This is a genomic window from Arthrobacter sp. 9AX, from assembly GCF_902506095.1.
Taxonomy (GTDB): domain Bacteria; phylum Actinomycetota; class Actinomycetes; order Actinomycetales; family Micrococcaceae; genus Arthrobacter.
In genome coordinates this window covers 3045768-3060498 of record NZ_LR733293.1, presented here as the reverse complement: position 1 = coordinate 3060498, position 14731 = coordinate 3045768, and the positions used below count along the sequence as shown (strand labels likewise).

General features: G+C 68.3%; 16 protein-coding genes and 1 riboswitch. Of the genes, 11 read left to right on the top strand and 5 right to left on the bottom strand.

Going from position 1 to position 14731, the window contains the following annotated elements; translation table 11 throughout:
* Positions 1 to 18 precede the first annotated feature (18 nt).
* Positions 19 to 750: a thiamine phosphate synthase gene (gene thiE / locus BACI348_RS14055; protein ID WP_159826742.1), complete on the bottom strand. Its 732-nt coding sequence runs from the start codon at positions 748 to 750 to the stop codon at positions 19 to 21.
* Positions 751 to 777: 27 nt separating this feature from the next.
* Positions 778 to 896: riboswitch (TPP riboswitch) on the top strand.
* Here thiE and BACI348_RS14050 point away from each other — a divergent pair.
* The 4 genes from BACI348_RS14050 to BACI348_RS14035 all read left to right on the top strand — a co-directional run bounded on the left by BACI348_RS14050 (position 889) and on the right by BACI348_RS14035 (position 3694).
* Entirely contained in the window at positions 889 to 2262 is a 1374-nt protein-coding gene (locus BACI348_RS14050; RefSeq protein ID WP_159826740.1) for an FAD-dependent oxidoreductase, read from the top strand. It overlaps the preceding riboswitch by 8 nt.
* A complete protein-coding gene (gene thiS, locus BACI348_RS14045; RefSeq protein WP_050054466.1) occupies positions 2259 to 2495 on the top strand; it encodes a sulfur carrier protein ThiS in 237 nt (78 codons plus the stop codon). The genes BACI348_RS14050 and thiS overlap by 4 nt, the downstream gene beginning before the upstream one ends.
* 3 nt (positions 2496 to 2498) lie before the next feature.
* Positions 2499 to 3299, top strand: coding sequence for a thiazole synthase (locus BACI348_RS14040; RefSeq protein ID WP_159826738.1), 801 nt, complete (start codon positions 2499 to 2501; stop codon positions 3297 to 3299).
* A 56-nt stretch (positions 3300 to 3355) separates the two neighbouring features.
* Positions 3356 to 3694 carry a 4a-hydroxytetrahydrobiopterin dehydratase gene (locus tag BACI348_RS14035; RefSeq protein WP_159826736.1) on the top strand — a complete coding sequence of 113 codons (339 nt, stop codon included), beginning with the start codon at positions 3356 to 3358 and terminating at the stop codon, positions 3692 to 3694.
* Between the two features lie 78 nt (positions 3695 to 3772).
* Here the strand turns inward: BACI348_RS14035 and BACI348_RS14030 are convergent, their stop codons facing one another.
* Genes BACI348_RS14030 through BACI348_RS14020 form a run of 3 tightly spaced genes read right to left on the bottom strand, consistent with a single transcriptional unit; the run spans position 3773 to position 5052 of the window.
* On the bottom strand, positions 3773 to 4075 hold the full coding sequence (locus tag BACI348_RS14030) for a hypothetical protein (RefSeq protein WP_159826734.1): 303 nt from the start codon (positions 4073 to 4075) through the stop codon (positions 3773 to 3775).
* Between the two features lie 36 nt (positions 4076 to 4111).
* Entirely contained in the window at positions 4112 to 4336 is a 225-nt protein-coding gene (locus tag BACI348_RS14025; protein WP_159826732.1) for a DUF3107 domain-containing protein, read from the bottom strand.
* 50 nt (positions 4337 to 4386) lie between these two features.
* Positions 4387 to 5052 (bottom strand): TetR/AcrR family transcriptional regulator, encoded by a 666-nt coding sequence (locus BACI348_RS14020; protein WP_159826730.1) that lies wholly within the window; start codon positions 5050 to 5052, stop codon positions 4387 to 4389.
* 84 nt (positions 5053 to 5136) lie between these two features.
* Between BACI348_RS14020 and moeB the strand changes: the two genes are divergently transcribed.
* Positions 5137 to 6336, top strand: coding sequence for a molybdopterin-synthase adenylyltransferase MoeB (gene moeB, locus BACI348_RS14015; protein ID WP_159826728.1), 1200 nt, complete (start codon positions 5137 to 5139; stop codon positions 6334 to 6336).
* Positions 6337 to 6518: 182 nt separating this feature from the next.
* Here moeB and BACI348_RS14010 read toward each other — a convergent pair whose 3' ends face one another.
* Entirely contained in the window at positions 6519 to 7844 is a 1326-nt protein-coding gene (locus BACI348_RS14010) for a glutamyl-tRNA reductase (RefSeq protein WP_159826726.1), read from the bottom strand.
* A gap of 158 nt (positions 7845 to 8002) precedes the next feature.
* Between BACI348_RS14010 and hemE the strand changes: the two genes are divergently transcribed.
* The 6 genes from hemE to hemC all read left to right on the top strand — a co-directional run bounded on the left by hemE (position 8003) and on the right by hemC (position 14720).
* The gene (gene hemE, locus BACI348_RS14005) at positions 8003 to 9097 is read left to right on the top strand and encodes a uroporphyrinogen decarboxylase (protein WP_159826724.1); all 1095 of its coding nucleotides are present in this window, start codon (positions 8003 to 8005) and stop codon (positions 9095 to 9097) included.
* 3 nt (positions 9098 to 9100) lie between these two features.
* Positions 9101 to 10522 (top strand): protoporphyrinogen oxidase, encoded by a 1422-nt coding sequence (gene hemG / locus BACI348_RS14000; protein ID WP_159826722.1) that lies wholly within the window; start codon positions 9101 to 9103, stop codon positions 10520 to 10522.
* A 106-nt stretch (positions 10523 to 10628) separates the two neighbouring features.
* Complete coding sequence (locus BACI348_RS13995; RefSeq protein ID WP_159826721.1) at positions 10629 to 11624, top strand: hypothetical protein; 996 nt, start codon at positions 10629 to 10631, stop codon at positions 11622 to 11624.
* Positions 11625 to 11737: 113 nt separating this feature from the next.
* Positions 11738 to 12439 carry a hydrogen peroxide-dependent heme synthase gene (gene hemQ, locus BACI348_RS13990; protein WP_159826719.1) on the top strand — a complete coding sequence of 234 codons (702 nt, stop codon included), beginning with the start codon at positions 11738 to 11740 and terminating at the stop codon, positions 12437 to 12439.
* Positions 12436 to 13725, top strand: a complete 1290-nt coding sequence (locus BACI348_RS13985) for a ferrochelatase (RefSeq protein WP_159826717.1) — start codon at positions 12436 to 12438, stop codon at positions 13723 to 13725. The genes hemQ and BACI348_RS13985 overlap by 4 nt, the downstream gene beginning before the upstream one ends.
* Complete coding sequence (gene hemC, locus BACI348_RS13980) at positions 13722 to 14720, top strand: hydroxymethylbilane synthase (protein WP_159826715.1); 999 nt, start codon at positions 13722 to 13724, stop codon at positions 14718 to 14720. Before BACI348_RS13985 ends, hemC begins: the two co-directional genes overlap by 4 nt.
* The last annotated feature ends 11 nt before the right edge of the window (positions 14721 to 14731 follow it).

The following is a 14731-nucleotide window of genomic DNA, read 5'->3' as shown; positions in this document are numbered from 1 at the left end:
GGCGCCGGGCCCGGAGCCTCAGGAAACGGAGGCGTCCAGGGCGGCGAGCAGTGACGCGGCAGCTGCGGCGGGATCGTCCGCCTCGGTAATGGCACGCACCACCACGATCCGGCGTGCACCCGCTGCCACCACCTGCTCCACGTTGCCGTGGTCGATGCCGCCGATCGCAAACCAGGGCACACCGCCGTCGGACTGCCCTTCCTGCGCGGCCGCAGCAGCTGCGGCGTAGTTCACCAGCTCAAGCCCCACCGCCGCCCGCCCCGGTTTGGTGGGTGTTGCCCACACCGGGCCAACGCAGAAGTAGTCCAGCCCGGCGGGCCCGGCGGCTGCAGCGAGTGCGGCATCCACCTGCTCCGGTGCATGGCTGGACAGGCCGATGGCCGCATTGCCGTTGAGCAGCGTGCGCGCAGCAGCCAGCGGCAGGTCCTTCTGGCCGATGTGGAACACCGGTGCCCCGGACAGCACGGCGATGTCCGCCCGGTCGTTGACCGCCCACAGCCGGCCGTGGCGCTCCGCCGCTTCCTTCAGCACGGCCAGGAGTTCCAGTTCCTCGGCGGCTTCGATGGTTTTGTCCCGAAGTTGGATGATGTCCACGCCACCGGCGAACGCCGCGTCAACGAACTGCCCGAAATCGCCGCGGTCTTTGCGGGCGTCCGTGCAGAGGTACAAGCGCGCGGTGCTCAGGCCGTTGCTGATCCTTGTGGTACTGAGGACATCGGTGCCGGCGGCAGGGGTGTGGGACACATTCATGGGGGCAAGCCTAGTTCCTCTACACTGGCCTCGTACTGCGGGAGCCCGCGGCAGCTGTCACAAAGCGCCGGGCTGAGAGGGCGTCAGAGCCGACCGCTTGACCTGATCCGGCTAATACCGGCGTAGGGAAGGAGGCGCATGAGCGCACCATCAATCTCCGCGGCAACCGCACAGCAAGCCGCGCCCACCGTCCGGGCTGACGTCGCGGTCATCGGCGGCGGAGTGATCGGACACGGCATCGCCTGGGAGGCGAAACGCTCGGGCCGTTCCGTGGTGGTTATCGATGACGCACCCGGCTCCGGGGCCAGCTGGGCGGCCGCCGGGATGCTTGCCGCGGTCAGCGAACTGCACTACCAGGAGGAGGACCTCCTGCCGCTGATGCTGGACGCTGCGGGCCGCTGGCCGGCTTTTGTGACCGGTATCCGGGCAGCATCAGGCGCTGACCCGGGATACATCACGACGCCGACCCTCGCCCTGGGTGCCGACGCCGCCGACCGTCGCGCGCTGATGGACCTGCGCGCGGTCCAGCAGGCCAACGGCCTCACCGTGGAACCGCTCACCGTCCGCGAGGCCCGCCAGCGTGAGCCACTGCTCAGCCCGGCGATCGCCTGCGCGCTGGACACCCCGGCCGACCACCAGGTGGACCCGCGGCTCCTCGTGGACTGCCTCCGGCGCGCGCTCGCCGGCCACAGCGTGAACGGAACCGGCAACCAAGGTGCCCACCCCGGGAGCGGGGATAACGGGACAGCAGTAGCCGGCGCCGTCGACGGCTACTCGGTGCCGGACAAAGCCAAGGGGCTGCTTTGGCAGGGCGGGACAGTTACCGGCGTGCGGCTCGCCGGAGGTGGGACTGTGCTCGCCGGCGAAACGGTGGTGGCCAACGGACTGAATGCTGCAGGGCTGGAGTCGCTCCCGGAAGGCCTCCATCTTCCGCTGCGGCCCGTGTACGGGGACATCCTGCGCCTGGCGGTGCCCAGGCATTTGCAGCCGCTGGTGGCATCCACCGTACGCGGACTGGTGCGCGGTGTCCCGGTCTATATCGTTCCCCGCCGGGACGGCACAGTGGTCATCGGGGCCACCCAGCGGGAGGACGCGCCCTCTTCACCCGGCGCGGTATCCGCCGGCGGTGTCTACCAGCTCCTCCGCGACGCGCAGGTGCTGCTTCCCGCCGTCGCCGAACTCGAACTGCTGGAATGCACAGCCCGTGCCCGTCCCGGAACCCCTGACAATGCGCCGCTGCTGGGACGCGTGCCCGCCGCGGGCGGCGGGGCGGATCCGGCCGGCGGCCCTGCGCACGCCGGGCACATTTCCGGCCTCATCATTGCCACCGGATTTTTCCGCCACGGCGTCCACCTGACACCGGCCGCCGCCGCCATCTGCAGGGACCTCCTGGACGGCCGCGGGGACCCCCGCTGGGCGCCCTTCAACCCGGCCCGCTTCAGCGGCGCACCTGCAACGCCCACCCCAACCGGCCGCCTGAGCCACCAACCGCCCACAAAGGAAACAGTATGAACATCACCTTGAACGGAACCCCGCATCCCGTGCCGGATGGTGCTTCCATCACCCTGCTCGTCAGCCAGGTCACTGGGCGCCCCCTGGGTGCGGACGGCCAGGCAACCGACGGGCAGAAGCTCGGCGTGGCCGTGGCCCACAACGCGCAGGTAGTTCCCCGCAGCCAGTGGTTCGCCACTGCGCTCGCGGACGGCGACGAGGTTGAACTCGTCACGGCAGTTCAGGGAGGCTGACCCATGAGTGGAACCATTACCCCCGCGGCCCTGCAGGACCCGCTGGTTATCGACGGCGTGGAGTTGGAATCCCGGCTCATCATGGGCACGGGCGGCGCGCCCAGCCTGGACGGCCTGGGTGCCGCGCTCCTGGCTTCGGGGACCAGCCTCACCACGGTGGCCATGCGCCGCTACTCGACGGCGGAGACAGGCTCGCTGTTCCAGCTGCTGGTGGACCACGGCATCCGGGTGCTGCCCAACACCGCCGGCTGCTTCACGGCCCGGGACGCCGTGCTGACGGCGGAGCTGGCCCGCGAGGCGCTGGAAACCGACTGGGTGAAGCTCGAAGTCATCGCGGACGAACAGACCCTGCTCCCGGACGCCGTCGAACTGGTGGATGCCACCGAACAGCTCGTCAACAGGGGCTTCAAGGTGTTCGCGTACACCAACGACGATCCTGTCCTTGCCCTCCGGCTCGAGAACCTCGGGGCCACCGCCGTGATGCCGCTCGGCGCGCCGATCGGTACGGGGCTGGGCATCCTGAACCCGCACAATATTGAACTGATTGTCTCCAGGGCATCGGTCCCGGTGGTACTGGATGCCGGCATCGGCACTGCCTCGGACGCGGCCCTGGCGATGGAGTTGGGCTGCGATGCCGTCCTGCTGGCCACGGCGGTCACGCGGGCGCAGAATCCTGCGCTGATGGGGGAGGCCTTCAAACACGCGGTGATCGCCGGTAGGCTGGCGAAAGCGGCGGGCAGGATACCGCGCCGCGAACATGCACTGGCGTCGTCGGCCATGGAAGGCCGGGCCGAGTTCCTGTAGCCCGTCCGGCACGCGGCGGCATCCATGCCAGCGCGCACGGCAGAAGAGGAGCAGTCATGGCCGGCAACGACGTTCTTTCCCCCGAACGGCTTGAGGACGCCCTGGCGGTGCTGCCCGACTGGCGCTACCGCGGCGGCGCCCTCCTCACCGTCTACAAAGCGCCTACGTCGGCTGCCGCACTCGAACTGATTGCCGCCGTCGGGCGCCTTTCCGAGGAACAAAACCACCACCCGGACCTGGACTGGCGGTACAACAGGGTGTACCTGCGCTATACCTCCCATGACGCCGGGGGAGAGGTGACCGCGCGCGACGTCGGGGCGGCGGAGGCAGTGAGTGAAGCCGCCGCAGCGGTCCATGCCGTCGCCGAGCCGGCCAAGCATCCGGCCAGCGCCTGATCCTGCCGGTTGCCTTAAACGCCCGTGACCACTGCCCCAGGCAGTGGTCACGGTTTGCGTTGGAGGTGGTTCCTCCGGCTAGAGCTTAAGCGCCGCGGTGAGCCGTTCCAGATCCCGCTTGGCGCGGGTGCGGCCCAGAAAGATGACTGCCGCCACGGCCGCTGCTGATCCGAGCACCATGGGCAGGACCCACGGCATCCAGGTCAGCCCGGGCCTGTAGCCAAAACCGGCGGTTACCAGGATGATCCAGCTCAGCGCCCCCACACCAACGGCAACCGCGGCCGGCACGGCCATGCCGTACTTGGTGTGGCGCTTGTCGTTGGCCCAGACGATGAAACCTGCGGCGGCTGTCACCAGCACCACGATAGTCAGCGAAAGCATGGCCCTCCTCGGATTACTCGCCTCGCGGCGGGCGGGCTAGAACTGGCCGAACCCAACGCGGCGGACCTCTTCAGCACCGATTTCCACGTACGCCAAGGCCTTGCCCGGAACAATGATGAGGCGTCCCTTGTCATCCTTCAGGCGCAGTTCACCGCCGTTGCTGATGGCTTCCTCGACGACCTTGGCCACGGCGTCTGCATCCTGGTTCGACTCCAGCACAATTTCACGGCCAACGTTTTGAACGCCGATCTTTACTTCCACAGGGGGCCTCCCAGCCAGTTACGTTTCATTGGGTATGTCTTATTTGTAGTCTAGGACTCTTTGGGGAAGCGAGAGATTCCGCGCCAAGCTAAACGGTAGATGAGGTCGCTCGCCACATTGATGTCCAGGTTGCCGTCCGTTTCGAGCCAGTAACGCGCACTGACCTGGGCCATGCCGGCCAGTCCGCGGCCCAGCAGTTCGGCTTCGAGGTGGGGAAGTTTGGTGTCCTCGGCGATGACGCGGGCAATGGCATCGGCGAACGTCCGGTTGAAGGTTTCCAGCCGCGAGCTGACATCGGGATCGTTGATGAGGTCCGATTCGAAGACCAGCCGGTGGGCCTGGTCATCATTGGCGATGAACTGAAAATAGGCGCGCATGACGGCCTGGACGCGTTCATCGTTGTCAGTGGTGGAGTTCAGGGCCCCCAGCATCAGGTCTGTCAGGGATGCCAGATGGCTTTCCAGCAGGGCCAGGTACAGTTCCCGCTTCGAGGGAAAGTGCTGGTAGAGGACGGGCTTGCTGACGTGGGCGGTCTCGGCGATCTCGTCCATCGCCGCGCCGTGGTAGCCGTTGGCGACAAAAACTTCCTGTGCTGCGGAAAGGAGTTGTGCCCGTCTTTCGTCCCTGGGCAGCCGGGCGGACCGTTGCCCGGCGGGGCGCGGGGCGGTTTGCGGTTCGGCTGCGGCCGGGCGGCCAGCCCGTGCTTCATGGACCACGGTTGTCCTTCTTTCCCTTGCTGTTACCCCCACTCTACGTCGGGGTAATATGACCCGGCGGTATCCCGGGGCATACATTGAAGTATGGCTTCGACATTCACCGCAAATGTTTCAACAGTTTCACTGGATCCGCTCGTTGAGCCGGCGGGTGAGCTCACACCTGCGGAGGTGGAACGCTACTCACGCCACCTCATCATTCCTGAGATCGGTGCGCTGGGGCAGCGGCGGCTCAAGAATGCAAGGGTGCTGGTGATCGGCGCCGGCGGGCTGGGGTCACCGGCACTGCTGTACCTGGCGGCCGCCGGGGTAGGAACGCTGGGCATCATCGACGACGACGCCGTGGACCTCAGCAACCTGCAGCGCCAGGTCATTCACGGGGTGGCGGACGTGGGCCGGTCCAAAATCGAGTCGGCACGGGATTCCATCGCCGCCCTCAACCCGCTGGTGGACGTCCGGCTGCACGATGTCCGGCTGGATGCCTCCAACGCCCTGGAGCTGTTCGCGGATTATGACCTCATCCTGGACGGCGCGGACAACTTCGCCACCCGCTACCTGGTCAACGACGCCGCCGCCATCCTGGGAAAGCCCTACGTCTGGGGCTCCATCTTCCGGTTCGACGGCCAGGTAAGTGTCTTCTGGGAGAAGCACGGCCCCACCTACCGCGACCTCTACCCTGAGGCGCCGCCGGCAGGCTCTGTGCCCTCGTGCGGTGAGGGCGGTGTGTTCGGCATGCTCTGCGCCGCTGTGGGATCGCTGATGGTGACGGAGGCAGTCAAGCTGATCACCGGCGTCGGACGTTCCCTGCTGGGCCGCGTGGCACTGTTTGATGCCCTGGGCGGAAGCTGGCGCGAGATCCGCGTGTCAAAGGACCCGGCAGCGGCGCCCATTACGGAACTGACGGACTACGAGGCGTTCTGCGGCATTGCGCCGGCAGCGCCGTCGGACACCGAACACACTGTCACGGCAACCCAGCTGGCCACCATGCTCGCGTCGCGCAAGGCGGGACTGAAGGACTTCGAGCTGGTGGATGTCCGGGAATCCGGTGAGTACGACATCGTCCGCATCGACGGCGCGAAGCTCATCCCGCAGGGGCGGATCCTCGCCGGGGAAGCCTGGAATGAACTCCCGCAGGACCGGGACATAGTGTTCCACTGCAAAGCCGGAACCCGTTCAGCCAATGTGTTGGCCGCGGCGCAGAAGGCGGGCTACCAGCGGGTGAGCCACCTCGACGGCGGTATCCTCGCCTGGGTGCGCGACGTGGAACCCCACAAGCCCGTCTACTGATTCCCATCGGACCCTCTCTCATCTAATGCGCGTTTCTGAAGGACGCTCTCTCACTTCCCTGAAGAGAGTGAGAGAGCGCCGCCCGGTAAAGCGCGTTAAGTGAGAGAGCGTCGCCCGGTAAAGCGCGTTAAGTGAGAGAGCATCGGCCGGTAAAGAGCGTTAAGCGAGAGAGCGTCGGGTGCTCAGGCGGTTTCGCGGCCGTTGCCGCTGTGGTCCACGGGGCACTCTGCCTGGGGGACGGCGCGGACCGCGGGCTGTTCCACGGTGATGCCGTAAAGGGCTTCCAGGGCCGCCACGTACTCGTCCTGCTGGCCGTTCGCGGCCAGTTCGCGGGCGCGGACGGTGGGGACGTGCAGGAGCTGCTTGACCATGCGGCGGAGCGCGAACTCCACTTCCTCGGCAGCGGCGGTGCAGCCGTGCCTGGCCCGGACCTTTTCCATCTCGGCGTCCAGGACGCTCATGGTGTGCCGCCGCAGCGCTACGATCGCGGAGTCCACGGACCGGGCCTCCCGCTCCTGCTCGAAAGCCTTGGCAGCGCCGCTGACGATTCCGCTTGCCTGGGTCAGGGACTCAGCCTGTTCCTGCGGTGCAGCCAGCCGCACGGACTCCAGGGTCAGCAGCTCAACGCCGTCCAGTTCGCCCACGCCGGGATCAAAGTCATGGGTGAGGGCGAGGTCGATGGCGATCAGCGGCTGGGGTGAGTCCGCCCGCACGAGGGCCAGTTCATCGGCCTCAACGCGGGTGTCCGAACCGCTGCAGCCGATCATCACATCGGCGGCCGCCACAGCCGGGCGGAGCGAATCGGCGTCCAGGGCGGTGCCGCCGCGGGTGGCGACGAAGCCTTCGGCGCGCCCGGAGGAGGAAAAGACGGAAATGTCGGTGCAGCCGCGTTCGCGCAGCAGTGCCATGGTGGCGCCGGCGTAGGCTCCAGTGCCGAAGACCACCACTTTTTTGGTGGACCAGTCCGGGCTTTCGGAAAGATCAGTGGCAAGGTCGAGGGCCACCGAGACGATGGAGAGGCCGCGGGACCCGAGGGCGGTCTGGGCGCCCACGTCCTTGGCCGTCTTGGAGGCTGCCTGGAACAGCCGGACCAGTCCGGAGCTGGCGGTGCCCTCGTGCTGCGCGGTGATCAGTGCGCGCCGTACCTGGCCCGCGATTTCCCGTTCCCCGACGACGGCGGAATCCAGTCCCGCGCTCACGGCGAAGAGATGCTGGGTGACTTCCGGGCCCGTGCGGGTGCTGAAGGAACGGGAGACGAGCGGTTCGCTCAGTCCGCTGGCTTCGCTGATCTGGGCAACGAGGGCGGCGCGGGCAGCCTCAACATCGTCCGGATGCGGGGCCTCGCCGTAGATTTCGTAGCGGTTGCAGGTGGCAAGGACAACCGCACCCGACACTGCCGGCGATCCGGAGAGGGCGGATGTGGCGATCCCCGAAGCACCGTTGCTCAATTGAGCAACGGTTTCAAGATCGATGTCGGCGTGTGTTGCCACCAATGAAAAAAGAACCACAGCGGATCAATCATAGCTTTTTCGTTCCCAGGTAGAACAACTGTTGGGCGCGGGAGCCGCCGGTTGATGCTGTGATTCCTGACACTGGGCCGCCAGGGGCGTTCTGCGTGACAGCCTGTCGTTATCTTTTGTGGCTGTTTTTGGGCACAATCGAAGGCATGACTTCCAGCCCTGCCATGTACGCTGCCGGCGCCCTCGCTGCAGACCATCCGCTCGTGGACGGGCGCACCGCTGACTCGCCGCTGATCACTGCCTACCGCGGCGGGAAGCCATCCCGGCGCCCCGTCTGGTTCATGCGGCAGGCCGGGCGCTCCCTTCCCGAGTACCTGAAGCTCCGTGAAGGCATCGCCATGCTGGACTCCTGCCTGCGGCCGGAACTGGCGTCGGAGATCACGCTCCAGCCTGTCCGCCGGCACGACGTTGATGCGGGCATCTTCTTCTCGGACATCGTGATTCCCCTGAAGCTGGCCGGCGTTGGCGTGGACATTGTGCCGGGCGTCGGTCCGGTCCTGGACAAGCCGGTCCGCACGGCGGCGGACGTTGCCGCCTTGCCCCGGCTGACGTGGGAGGCGCTGGAACCCATCCGCGAAGCCGTGCGCCTCACCGTGGCCGAACTGGGCAAGACACCCCTGATCGGCTTCGCCGGCGCGCCGTTCACCCTCGCGGCCTATATGGTGGAGGGCAAGCCGTCCCGCGACCACCTCGGCCCGCGCACCATGATGCATGCCGACCCCGAAACCTGGAACGCGCTGGCCAACTGGGCAGCCGACGCATCCGGCATGTTCCTGCAGGCCCAGCTTGAGGCCGGCGCCTCCGCGGGACAGCTGTTCGATTCCTGGGCAGGTTCCCTGGGCCTTGCCGACTATACAAAATATGTCGCACCGGCATCCGCGCGCGCCCTTGACCACGTGCGGCACCTGGGCGCGCCGCTGATCCACTTCGGCACCGGCACCTCCGAACTCCTCGTGGCCATGCGCGACGTGGGCGTTGACGTGGTGGGTGTTGACTACCGCCTCCCGCTGGATGAAGCCAACCGCCGGCTCGGCGGGTCAGTCCCGCTCCAGGGCAACATCGACCCCGCCCTGCTGTCAGCCCCCTGGGAGATCCTGGAGGCCCACGTGCGCGACGTCATCAAAGCCGGGGCCGCGGCGCCGGGCCACGTCCTGAACCTCGGTCACGGCGTTCCTCCGGAAACCGATCCTGCGGTCCTGACCCGGGTTGTAGACCTCATCCACTCCATCTCCCCGGAGTAGATCGTGGACGCCAGCCAGGCCGGGACCGTGGACGCCCTGGTGCTGGGTGGGGGGATTTCGGGGCTTCTGTCCGCGCGGGAACTTGCCGCTGCCGGGTACCGGGTCACCGTCCTGGAGGCGGGCCAGGAGTGGGGCGGCTGCGTGGGCAGCCACGTGGTGGCCGGCCTTACCTTGGACAGCGGGGCCGAATCCTTCGCCACGCGGTCCGACGCCGTTGCCCGCCTGGCCGGCGAACTGGGCCTGGCCGGCAGGATTGTCCACCCGCGCCCCGGGGGCGCCTGGGTGCAGCTCCCGGACGGTCCGCGCGAACTTCCCAAAGCCGGTGTCCTGGGGATCCCGGCGAATCCCTGGGACCCTGAGGTGCGCCGGTCACTGGGCCTGCTGGGATCCCTGCGCGCCTCGCTGGACAGGATCCTCCCCGCGTCGACAGTGGCGGCCGCCGATGTTGTCAGCGTCGCAGCGTTGGTCAAGGCAAGGATGGGCCGCCGCGTCCTGGAGCGCCTCGTGGAGCCAGTGGTGGGAGGCGTCCACTCGGCTGACCCCGCCCTGCTCGACGTCGACATGGTGGCACCGGGACTCCGCGCGGGACTTCGCGAGCACGGCTCCCTGGCCGCAGCCGTGGCCGCCCAACGGCGCAACAGCACCGGACCCGCCAAGGCAGGTTCCGCCGTCGCCGGCCTGGACGGCGGCATGCATACGCTGGTGGGCGCGCTGCTCAGTGATCTCCGCGGCCGGGGCGTGACGCTCCTGTCCGGCACGCGCGCCCTTTCGGTGACCCGGGTTGGCGAAGGATGGCGAGTAGGCACCGCAGGAAAGACGTACGACGGCGGCCTGCTGGTAGTTGCCGTGGACGGCCCGGCCGCCGTGGGGCTGCTGGAGGAATCAGTCCCCGCGATCGCGGGGAGGAAGCCGGGCGCCGGGCCCGACGTGCAGCTTGTCACCCTGGTGCTGGACAAGGCCGAACTGGATGACCGTCCCCGCGGCACCGGCATCCTCGTGGCACCACAGACTCCAGGCATCCGGGCAAAGGCCCTGACCCATGCGACGGGGAAGTGGGACTGGCTCGCGGACGCGGCGGGCCCGGGGCGGCATGTCCTCCGGCTCTCCTACGGGCGCGTTGACGGTGCAGGCCAGCAGCCCGCAGGCCTTGATGCTGATGACGAACTCCTGGCAGCTTCGCTGCGGGACGCCTCGGCACTGCTGGAGGTTTCCATCGTCGCGCAGGACGTTGTGGACTGGGACGTTGTCCGGTGGCCCGGGTCCCTGCCGTTTGCCGCCGTGGGACACCGTGCACGGGTGACTGGCATCCGGGAAGCCTGCAGCGCCGCCGGCGGCCTCGCCGTGGTGGGCGGCTGGGTGGCCGGCAACGGGCTCACCGCAGTGGTATCCGACACACTGCAACAAGTCCGGAAACTTTCCGCCTAAACGTCGTTACTGGTCAGCGCGGCGAGTCCGAGGGGCGGGCCATTTAAGGGCCGCCGTCCGGCGGCCTTGCCGGCTTTCAATTCCCCGCGCGGCATGGATAGGGTCGATGACCATGGTCCAACACAAGTCCGAGCTTTCAACGTCCCGGACTGGTATCCATGGGGGAATCCGGCGCGGCGCTGCAGCCGCGGCAATCGGAGCGGTACTGGTTCTAACCACAGGCGCCTCGGCGTCCCAAGCCGAGGAAGGAACACCGGACCCCGGCGACTCCGCGGCCCCGGCCGTGGACACCAAATCCCTCCCGGTAGTGTCCTCGCTGACAGGCCAGTCCGCGCAGGAGGATGCGCCCGGCCAGAACCGCAGCAAGAACCCCAACGCCGGCGGGAACGGCAAGGCCGGTGCCCGTCCGGCGGCCAGTGCTTCGGCTTCCGCTTCAGCGGTTCCCTCAGCTCTTTTGCCGGCCATCAGTGCTACCCAGTCGCCCAGCTCCAGGCCGGCGCCCACCGCCACGCCTTCACCTGTTCCGACGGCCGGTGCAACCAGCGCTCCGACGGCAACCCGCCCGGCCACCTCTCCCGCAGGATCCGCTCCGGCGTCGCCGGGAACGACCCCGGCCTCCACCGTCCCGGCTTCTGCGCCAGCATCGGACGCAGCGGGGAATCCGGCTGCGGGGTCACCGGCCACGGGAACCCCGGCGGCGGGTCCGCCGGCCGCGGGAACTCCAGCCGCCGGGGGCAGCGCTGCGCAGAACCCGGCAACGGGTGCCGCCGGGACACCGTCGGCACAGGCAGGGCCCGGATCCGGCGCGGCTCCGCTTCCGGAGACCGCCAAGGGCGTGTCCGGAATTCCAGCCAGCGCAGGAACCGCACGCAGGGCAGCGGCGGCCGGGCAGGCGTCCTACGTGCCGATCTATGCGGTGCCGCAGGCCAACCCGGCATGGACCCCCTCGTACAGTGTGGCCGCGCAGGGCAACAGCGTACGGAGCAACGCAAAGCTGAACGCGCAGCCCGAGCCGAAGAGAGCTCTGGTGTGGCTGGGTTCGGGTCTGGTGGGTGTGGCCGGGGCTTCGGGACTGGTCTTTTTCCGCCTGCGGAATCCCTGACCCCCGGGCCCCGGTGGCGGGACGGCGGACCTTTCTGTGACTTTAACCACTTCTACCGGTTGTAGAACTCGTCGGTTTCGACTTGGCGGGTACGAAGGGGCAAACTGGTAACCATGAGCCACACTTCTGCCGAATCTGTCACTAAAACCGAAGAATCAGCCGAGCAGTTCTTCACCCTTTGGACGGTCTTCAAGCGCTCCGAAACCCTGATCCGCAGCGCTGATGCGGCCACTGACTTCGAAGCCCTGCTGGGCCGGCTTACCGCGGCGGGCGTGACACACCGCGGCAGCTATGACGTCTCAGCCATGCGCGCTGACGCTGACGTGATGGTGTGGCTCCACGGCCCCAAGCCTGAAGCCCTGCAGCAGGCCATCCGCGACATCCGCCGCAGCACGCTCTTCGCCGGAACCGAGATTGTCTGGTCCGCCATGGGCGTGCACCGCGAGGCCGAGTTTGCCAAGAACCACACCCCGGCCTACTCCCGCGGCGTGGAGCCGGCCGAGTGGCTCTGCGTCTACCCGTTTGTCCGCTCCTACGAGTGGTACATCCTGCCCGAAGCCGAGCGCGGCAAGATGCTCCGCGACCACGGGCTGCTGGGCCGCGACTTTCCGCAGGTCATCTCGAACACCGTGTCCTCGTTCGCCCTGGGCGACTGGGAGTGGATCCTGGGCCTGGAGGCGCCCGAGCTCGTGGACCTCGTTGACCTGATGCGGCACCTGCGCGCCACCGAGGCCCGCAACCACGTCCGGGAGGAAATCCCGTTCTACACCGGCCGCCGCATCACCGCCGCCGAGGTAGCAGAGGTCCTGGCATGAGCCCGCTCGAAGCCCGGAATGCGGCCGGCCTGACGGCCGTGAATCCCGTTACCGAGGCCGGGCGCATGGCCCCCAAGGACTACGACGCCGTGCTGCTCGCCTCTTTCGGCGGGCCCGAGGGCCAGGAGGACGTGATCCCGTTCCTCCGCAACGTGACCCGCGGCCGCGGCATCCCCGATGAGCGGCTGGAAGAGGTCTCGCACCACTACAGGGCCAACGGCGGCATCAGCCCCATCAACCAGCAGAACCGTGAGCTCAAGGCGGCCCTGGAAGCCGAACTGTCGGCCCGCGGCATCGACCTGCCCGTGCTGTGGGGCAACCGCAACTGGGCGCCGTACATTCCGCAGACCCTCCAGGACGCGTACGACGCCGGCCACCGCCGCCTGCTGATGCTCACCACGAGTGCCTACTCCTGTTACTCCAGCTGCCGCCAGTACCGCGAGGACATTGGCATGGCCCTGACGGAAACCGGCCTGGACGGCAGGCTCGAGGTGGACAAGGTGCGCCAGTACTTCGACCACCCCGGTTTCGTGGAACCCTTCATCGAAGGCACCGCCGCCGGCCTGGCCACCGTCCGTGAACAACTGGCCGCGGCTGGCACTCCGGACGCGCCGGTCCAGATCCTGTTCGCCACGCACTCGATCCCCACCCGGGATGCGGAGGCAGCGGGCAGGTCCGCGGAGGAGCCCCGCGAATTCGAAGAGGGTTCCGCCTACGTGGCCCAGCACCTGGCCACCGCAGCCGCGGTGATGCAGCGGGTGGAAGAAGAATCGGGCCTTTCGGCACCCTGGTCCCTGGTGTACCAGTCCCGTTCCGGCGCCCCGCACGTGCCGTGGCTTGAGCCGGACATTAACGACGCCATCGAGGAACTCGCCGGCCAGGGCGTGAAGGGCATCGTTATCGTGCCGCTCGGGTTCGTCAGCGACCACATGGAAGTGGTCTGGGACCTCGACACCGAAGCCCTGGAAACCTGCGCCAACCTTGGCTTGGCCGCTACCCGGGTGCCCACCCCCGGCACGCACCGTACATTCGTTAGCGGCCTCGTTGACCTGATCTCCGAACGGACCCGGGCCAACAACATCAGCGACCGTCCCGCCATGACCGGCCTCGGCCCCTGGTACGACGTCTGCCGGCCCGGCTGCTGCGCCAACTTCCGCGGCGAAAAGCCCACCATCGCCGGAGCGGACACCTCCGTGGGTAGGGGTCACGACCCCTACCCGGGCGAAGCCTCAGGTGGAGCCGGCGCTGTGCAGTCCGGAGTTGCCGGGGGAGCGCCGCACCAGTGACGGTCCGCATCGGAACCCGCGCCAGTAAGCTCGCGCTCACCCAGACGCAGCAGACGGCGGACCAGCTGGCCGCCGTCGGAGGCTTCCCCGTGGAGCTGGTCCACATCCGCACCGACGGCGATGTCCTCACCGGTTCTTTGTCCCAGATGGGCGGCACCGGCGTTTTCGTCGCCGCCCTTCGCGATGCCTTGCTGCGCAGTGAGTGCGACGTCGCGATCCACTCGCTCAAGGACCTGCCTACCGGCGCCGCAGTGGGGCTCAGCCTGGCAGCCACGCCGCGGCGGGTGGACGTCCGCGATGTCCTGTGTGCCCGTGACGGGCTCAAGCTCGCCGACCTCCCGTCCGGCGCCACTGTAGGGACGGGTTCGCCCCGGCGGGCAGCCCAGCTCCGCGCTGCCCGTCCGGACCTGGACATCAAGGACATCCGCGGCAACGTGGATACCCGCCTGGGCAGGGTCCCCGGGCTGCCGGGCAACGCTGTGGCGGAAGTGGTTCCGGGGAAGTCCTGCGACCTCGATGCGGTGGTCCTGGCCGCGGCCGGACTGGAACGCATCGGCCGGCTGGACGCCGTCAGCGAATTCCTGGAAACGGACGTGATGCTGCCTGCCGCCGGCCAGGGATCGCTTGCCATCGAGTGCCGCACCGCCGACGCCCCGCCGCGGCCCGGGTCAGCGGAAGGGTCCAGGGAAGTCCTGGCCCAGGCACTGGCCGCATTGGATGATCCGGATACCCGGCTGGCTGTCACCGCCGAACGTGCCCTTCTGGCCCGGCTCGAAGCAGGCTGCGCCGCGCCGGTGGGCGCCTACGCGTACCGCAAAGGCAGCATGCTCCACCTCGAAGGCGTGGTGTGCGCCGTGGACGGCACCGCCTCGGTCCGTGACAAGCGGGCAACGGACGGCCTGACCGAAGTCGGCGCGACCCTCCTGGGCATTGAGCTCGCCGAGGTCCTGCTCGCCGCAGGCGCCGCGGACATCGCAGACCTGCAGGCTTCCTGAGCCGGCCATGG

Excerpts from the sequence above, each read along its gene's own strand:
- BACI348_RS14030 (WP_159826734.1), bottom strand. The coding sequence starts at position 4,075 with ATGCTTTCGCTGACTATCGTGGTGCTGGTGACAGCCGCCGCAGGTTTC.
- hemQ (WP_159826719.1), top strand. The coding sequence starts at position 11,738 with ATGAGCCACACTTCTGCCGAATCTGTCACTAAAACCGAAGAATCAGCC.
- BACI348_RS14050 (WP_159826740.1), top strand. The coding sequence starts at position 889 with ATGAGCGCACCATCAATCTCCGCGGCAACCGCACAGCAAGCCGCGCCC.
- hemE (WP_159826724.1), top strand. The coding sequence starts at position 8,003 with ATGACTTCCAGCCCTGCCATGTACGCTGCCGGCGCCCTCGCTGCAGAC.
- BACI348_RS13985 (WP_159826717.1), top strand. The coding sequence starts at position 12,436 with ATGAGCCCGCTCGAAGCCCGGAATGCGGCCGGCCTGACGGCCGTGAAT.
- BACI348_RS14035 (WP_159826736.1), top strand. The coding sequence starts at position 3,356 with ATGGCCGGCAACGACGTTCTTTCCCCCGAACGGCTTGAGGACGCCCTG.
- moeB (WP_159826728.1), top strand. The coding sequence starts at position 5,137 with ATGGCTTCGACATTCACCGCAAATGTTTCAACAGTTTCACTGGATCCG.
- BACI348_RS13995 (WP_159826721.1), top strand. The coding sequence starts at position 10,629 with ATGACCATGGTCCAACACAAGTCCGAGCTTTCAACGTCCCGGACTGGT.
- BACI348_RS14040 (WP_159826738.1), top strand. The coding sequence starts at position 2,499 with ATGAGTGGAACCATTACCCCCGCGGCCCTGCAGGACCCGCTGGTTATC.
- thiE (WP_159826742.1), bottom strand. The coding sequence starts at position 750 with ATGAATGTGTCCCACACCCCTGCCGCCGGCACCGATGTCCTCAGTACC.
- thiS (WP_050054466.1), top strand. The coding sequence starts at position 2,259 with ATGAACATCACCTTGAACGGAACCCCGCATCCCGTGCCGGATGGTGCT.